Origin of the sequence: Frankia sp. R82 (genome assembly GCF_023716925.1) — a bacterium.
Taxonomy (GTDB): Bacteria; Actinomycetota; Actinomycetes; order Frankiales; family Frankiaceae; genus Frankia.
This window is the reverse complement of sequence record NZ_JAMQQG010000261.1, coordinates 1-5,478: the sequence shown is the minus strand read 5'-3', so window position 1 is coordinate 5,478 and position 5,478 is coordinate 1. Positions and strand designations below refer to the sequence as shown.

The 5,478-nt window shown below is 73.2% G+C and carries 5 protein-coding genes and 1 pseudogene; all 6 read left to right on the top strand.

What is annotated here, in order from left to right:
• Nucleotides 1–289, top strand: a 289-nt coding sequence (locus ND747_RS19855) for an iron chelate uptake ABC transporter family permease subunit (protein WP_251735326.1), incomplete at its 5' end; no start/stop codon positions are given.
• Nucleotides 290–338: 49 nt separating this feature from the next.
• Nucleotides 339–1,235 (top strand): ABC transporter ATP-binding protein, encoded by an 897-nt coding sequence (locus ND747_RS19850; protein ID WP_251735325.1) that lies wholly within the window; start codon nt 339–341, stop codon nt 1,233–1,235.
• Between the two features lie 88 nt (nt 1,236–1,323).
• On the top strand, nt 1,324–3,057 hold the full coding sequence (locus ND747_RS19845) for an ABC transporter ATP-binding protein (RefSeq protein ID WP_251735324.1): 1,734 nt from the start codon (nt 1,324–1,326) through the stop codon (nt 3,055–3,057).
• On the top strand, nt 3,050–4,738 hold the full coding sequence (locus ND747_RS19840; RefSeq protein WP_251735323.1) for an ABC transporter ATP-binding protein: 1,689 nt from the start codon (nt 3,050–3,052) through the stop codon (nt 4,736–4,738). Before ND747_RS19845 ends, ND747_RS19840 begins: the two co-directional genes overlap by 8 nt.
• Before the next feature lie 132 nt (nt 4,739–4,870).
• A complete protein-coding gene (locus ND747_RS19835) occupies nt 4,871–5,116 on the top strand; it encodes an MbtH family protein (protein WP_251735322.1) in 246 nt (81 codons plus the stop codon).
• A pseudogene (locus tag ND747_RS19830) lies at nt 5,113–5,478 on the top strand (salicylate synthase); the annotation flags it as partial. The gene ND747_RS19835 and the pseudogene ND747_RS19830, both read left to right, overlap by 4 nt.

The following is a 5,478-nucleotide window of genomic DNA, read 5'->3' as shown; positions in this document are numbered from 1 at the left end:
GCGGGTGGTGAACTGGCTGATCCCCGGCGAGGAAAGCACATTGGTGGTCACCCTCGGCTACGAACAGGAGGCTGTGGCCCTCACCGCGCCGCCGCTGGCCCGCTGGCTGTGCGGGGCGTCGACACCGCCGCTGGTGGCGACCGCGCTGGCCGGTGCGGCCCTGGTCGCCGTCAGCGATCTGGCGGCACAGCGGCTGTTCGCGCCCACCCAGCTGCCGGTGGGCGTGGCGACCGCGGTCGTCGGCGGCAGTTACCTGGCCGTCCTGCTCGTCCGGCGGCGGCCCACATGACGGTGCGGACGGCAGGCACGGCATCTGACGGTGGGAGAAGGAACGGCCTATGGCGCGGCTGAGCGCACACGAACTGACACTCGCGTACGACCGGCGGGTCGTGGCCAGCGGGCTGGACATCGACATCCCGGACGGGGAGTTCACCGTCATCGTCGGGCCGAACGCCTGCGGCAAGTCGACGCTGCTGCGGGCGCTGGTCCGGCTGCTGCGGCCGAAGGCCGGTGCCGTCCACCTCGACGGTGAGCTGATCTCGTCCTATCCAACGAAGGAGGTCGCCCGCCGGCTCGGGCTGCTCGCCCAGTCGGCGACCGCGCCCGCCGGGATCACCGTGGCGGACCTGGTCGCCCGCGGTCGCTACCCGCACCAGCGGCTGCTGCGGCAGTGGTCGCGCCAGGACGAGCAGGCCGTCGCCGAGGTGATGGTGCGCACCCACCTCATGGAGCTGGCCGACCGCGCGGTCGACGAGCTCTCCGGCGGGCAGCGCCAACGGGTGTGGCTGGCCATGGTGCTTGCCCAGCAGACGCCGATCCTGCTGCTCGACGAACCGACCACCTTCCTCGACATCGCCCACCAGATCGAGGTGCTCGACCTGTGCGCCGAACTGCTGGTGGACGGTGGCCACACCCTGGTGGCGGTGCTGCACGACCTCAACCAGGCCAGCCGGTACGCCGGGCAGCTGGTGGCGATGCGCGACGGGCGGATCATCGCCCAGGGCCCGCCGAACGAGATCGTCACCGCCGAGCTCGTGTATGAGGTCTTCGGTCTGGCCTGCCGGGTCATCACCGACCCGGAGTCCGGGACGCCGCTGGTCGTCCCACTGCACTCCGCGGCCGCCCGAGCCGCCCGAGCCGCCCGAGCCGGCACGGACGCGACCCGGGGCGACCCCGGACGCGATCTCGACACATCGACCGATGCCTCGACCCAACGGTTGACGTCACATCGGTAAATTAGGTTATGTATACCTAAGTTTCTCATGAGTGGCCGCACGCGCGGGGAGCCGGGCAACGCCGTAGGCGGGATGGATGGTGCTGGGTGTGAACAGCTCGACGGGCCGGCGACTGCTGCGGGAGCGGCTGCGGCGCCAGCGCCGTGAGCTCACCCTCGGCGCCCTGGCCACGGTCGTCCAGCAGGGTGCGATGCTCGCGCTGCCCTGGTGCGTGCAGCGGGCCCTGGACCGGGGCATCACCCCTGGCTCGGTGGACGCCACGGTGCGCTGGACGATCCCCACGGCGCTGGTCGCGGTCGCCTTCACCCTCGGTGGCATCGGTGGGCTGCGCTGGTCGGGCCGGGCCGCGGCGCGGGTCGGCCACGGACTGCGGGCGTCGATCGTCGAACGGGTCGCCGCCTTCGACCGACCGGCCCTGGCCCGCTACGGCCGCGGTGACCTGGCGATGCGTGCCACCCGGGACGTCGACCTGATCCGGCTGTGGGTGCAGAGCCTGTCGATCTGGATCCGGATCGCGGTGACGATCGTGGTGGTGCTGCCCGCGTTCGCCCTGCTCGACCCGCTGCTGCTGGTCGTCGGGGTGGTGACGATTCCGCTGGTGGCGCTGGCCAACGCCTACTTTCCCGGCCGGTTCGACGTCGCCAACGACCGGTTGTCCGAGTCCTTCGGTGCCCGCGCCGACGCCGTCGACGACCTGCTGACGGCCAGCGCCGCCGTGCGGGGCGTCGGCGGCGAGACCCAGCTGGTGCGCCGTCACCACGAGCGCAGCGCCGCGCTCACCGAGCACACGATGGCCGCCGCGCGGATCTCGGCGTCGTGGACGTCCGTCCCGCCGGCCGTGCCGCGGCTCGCGATCGCGGCGGGCCTGGGCATCGGCGGCACCGCCGCGCTGCGCGGCGATCTCACCATCGGTGGCCTGGTCGCCTTCACCTCATGGATGACCACGCTGACGCTGGCGGTCACGATCGCGGTGGACCTGCTGTCCGCACGCGGTCAGGCCCGGGTCGCGGCCACCCGGATCGCCGAGGTGCTCGACACGGCGGTCAGCGCCGACGACCCGGCCGACGCCGAGGTGCCACCGTCCGGCGGCGAGCTGGTGGCCCGCGGTGTCACCGCGGTGCGCGACGGCCGCCGCGTGCTCGGGCCGGTCGACCTGCGGGTCGGTCCCGGCGAGTTCGTCGCGGTCACCGGCCCGACCGGCAGTGGCAAGACGACGCTGGCCCGGGTGCTGTGCCGGCTGGAGGACCCCGAGACCGGCACGGTCGGTCTCGGCGGGGTGGACCTGCGCCGGGTCGCCCGGGTGGACCTGTCCGCCCGGGTCGGGCTGGTGCCGCAGCGACCGCTCATCCTCGCCGGCACCGTGGCGGACAACCTGCGGGTCGGCCGGGAGTTCGACCTGGCTGCGATGCGCGCCGCGAGCGAGGTCGCCGCGGTCGACGGGTTCGTGGCGAGCCTGCCCGACGGCTACGACACCTCCCTCGGCGAGCGTGGCGCGACGGTGTCCGGCGGCCAGGGCCAACGCCTGGCGCTGGCCCGCGGCCTGCTCGGACGACCGGACGTCCTGATTCTCGACGACGTCACCGCCGCGGTGGACGCCGCGACCGAGGCCACCATCCTGCACCGGCTGCGGGCCTGGGCCCCGCGGACCGCCCTGATCGTCATCTCGCACCGTCCGTCGGTGCTGGCCGCCGCCGACCGGGTGCTGTGTCTGGGCCCGGACGGCGTCCCGGTCGACCCCGAGACGGCGGCCGGCGAGGGCGGCGGAGCGGGTGTGCCGGAGCGGGACGTGCTGAGCGGGCGGGCGGGCGACAGTCGTGGCTGAGTGTCGGGTGCTGGCCGAGGAACCGTCGACGAAGGGCGTGTTCCGGCGGTTCTGGCCGTATTTGCGACCGCATCGGGTGATCGTGTTCGGGGCGATGCTGGCCAGCCTCGCCAGCACCGCCGCGGTGGTGGCGATCGCGCCGGTGATCGGCTGGGGCGTTGACGCGGTGACCGATCACGACCGGTCCCGCCTGTGGTGGGCGGTCGCCGTGCTGGCGGTCGTGGTGGTGGCCCGGATGCTGCTGTTGCGGCAGTCCGAGGTGCTGCTGTCGCGGGCCGGCGAGCGGACCATCCGCGGGCTGCGGGATCTGGTCGTCGAGCGGCTCGCCGCCGCGCCGCTGCGTTTCGTCGAGGCGCACCGCACCGGTGACCTGCTGCGCCGCTCCACCGGCGAGATCGCCGACCTGACCCTGTTCCTGCGCGACCAGCTGCCGAACCTGATCGGCGTCACGCTCACCGTCGTCCTGACCACCGGGCTGCTGCTGGTCTACTCGTGGCTGCTGACGCTGCTGCTCATCGCCCTGTTCCTGCCGCTGGCCGTCGGCGTGCTCGGCTGGTTCAACGCGGGTGCGGCCGGGACGTTCGGCCGGCAGGCCGCCTCGGACGCGGCGATGACGGCGACCTTCACCGAGACTCTCACCGCGCACGAGGCGCTGGTCGCGCCGGGGCGCCCGGACGAGTGGGTACGCCGCTTCCGGCGCGACAACGACGAGCTGCGCACGGCGAACGAGCGGGCCATCGATGCCCAGTGCCGCCTCGAGCTCTTCGGCGCGCTCGAGGGTCTGGCCACGGCGGCGCTGCTGCTGCTCGGCGTCTGGCTGGTGCGGGGCGACCATCTCGGGGTCGGCACGGTCGTGGTGTTCGTCCTGGCCACCCGCAACCTGTTCGAAAGCCTGCTGACCCTGTCGGGTATCGCCGGCCAGGCCCAGCTGGCCCGGGTCGGCCTGGCTCGGCTGGTGGATCTGCTGACCGTGCTCCCGCCCGTAGCCGCACCGCCGGACGGTGCCGCGGCGGACGCCGGGCTGCCGGCGCGGGGCGACCTGACGGCGCGGGGGGTCACGTTCGCCTACGGCGACACCGACGTGGTGCGAAACGTCTCCGTGACGTTCCCGCCGGGTGACCGGGCGGGGCTCATCGGGGTCACCGGCTCGGGCAAGACCACGTTGGCCAAGGTGCTCACCGGGCTCTACGAACCGGATTCCGGGGTGGTGTGCTTCGGCGGGGTCGATCTGCGCACCGTGCACCCCGCGCAGGTTCGGGAACGCATTGTGCTCGTCCCGCAACAGGTGCATCTGATCGGCGGCACGTTGGCCGAGAACCTGGCCCTGACCCCGGGCGCACCGGACCGCGCCGCCATGGAAGGCGCCGTCGCCCAGCTCGGCCTCACCGACTGGGTCGACGGACTCGACGGCGGGCTCGACGCGGACCTCGGGACACGCGGCGAGCGACTGTCCGCCGGGGAACGGCAGATCGTCGGACTGCTGCGGGCGGCGCTGGTCGACCCGCCGGTTCTGGTGCTCGACGAGGCGACCGCCGATCTCGACCCCCAGGCGGCCCGGCGGCTGGAGGACGCCGTCGAGCGGCTGCGGCCCGGACGCACACTGCTTGTCATCGCACACCGTCCGACGACCGTCGAGCGGCTGCCGCGGACTGTCCGGGTGGAAGCCGGCCGGCTGAGTTAGCCCGGCATTCCCGATGCGGGTCGCGTTGGGACTTTCTTCCCAAAGGGCTGGACTCACACCCACAACTTAAGTAAAGCTAACCTCAGTTACCGTTTCATCGTTGTGAGCCGAACCCGAGGAGCCGGGATCCGCATGTCGACGAACCCGTTCGATGACGAGAACGGCAGCTTCTACGTCCTGGTGAACGCCGAGGAGCAGCACTCGCTGTGGCCGACGTTCGTGCCGGTTCCGGCCGGCTGGCGCATCGTGCACGGCGCGGCCGATCGGGCGTCCTGCCTCGACTACGTCGAAACCCACTGGACGGACCTGCGCCCGGCCAGCCTCATCGCCCGGATGGCCGCGGACCGTGACGGTGCGCGTTCCGGCACGTCCCGATGACCGCGCCCCGGGCCTACCACGAGCGCGCCCTCGCGCTCGGTCTCGACCCGCTCGCCGTCGCGGTGGGTCTGGTGCGCACCGCCGAGGTGCCCTTCACGGTCTACGAGCGCGACGGCGAGTGGAGCATCGGCACCGGTGCGCTCGGTGAGATCGTCGTCTACTGGGACGAGATCCGCTACCGCCTCGGTGGGGCCTGGCGGGGGGAGCCGGCGGGCGACGCGCCGCTGCGCGCCCTGGCCCGGGTGCTGGCGGACCTGCCGCTCGCCGGGTGGCGGGCCTACGGGGTGGCCGCTTTCGAGCTGGGTCCGCGGCTGGCCGGCCTGCCCGGCCCGGTGTCCGGCGAGGCCCTGGTGCACCTGGTC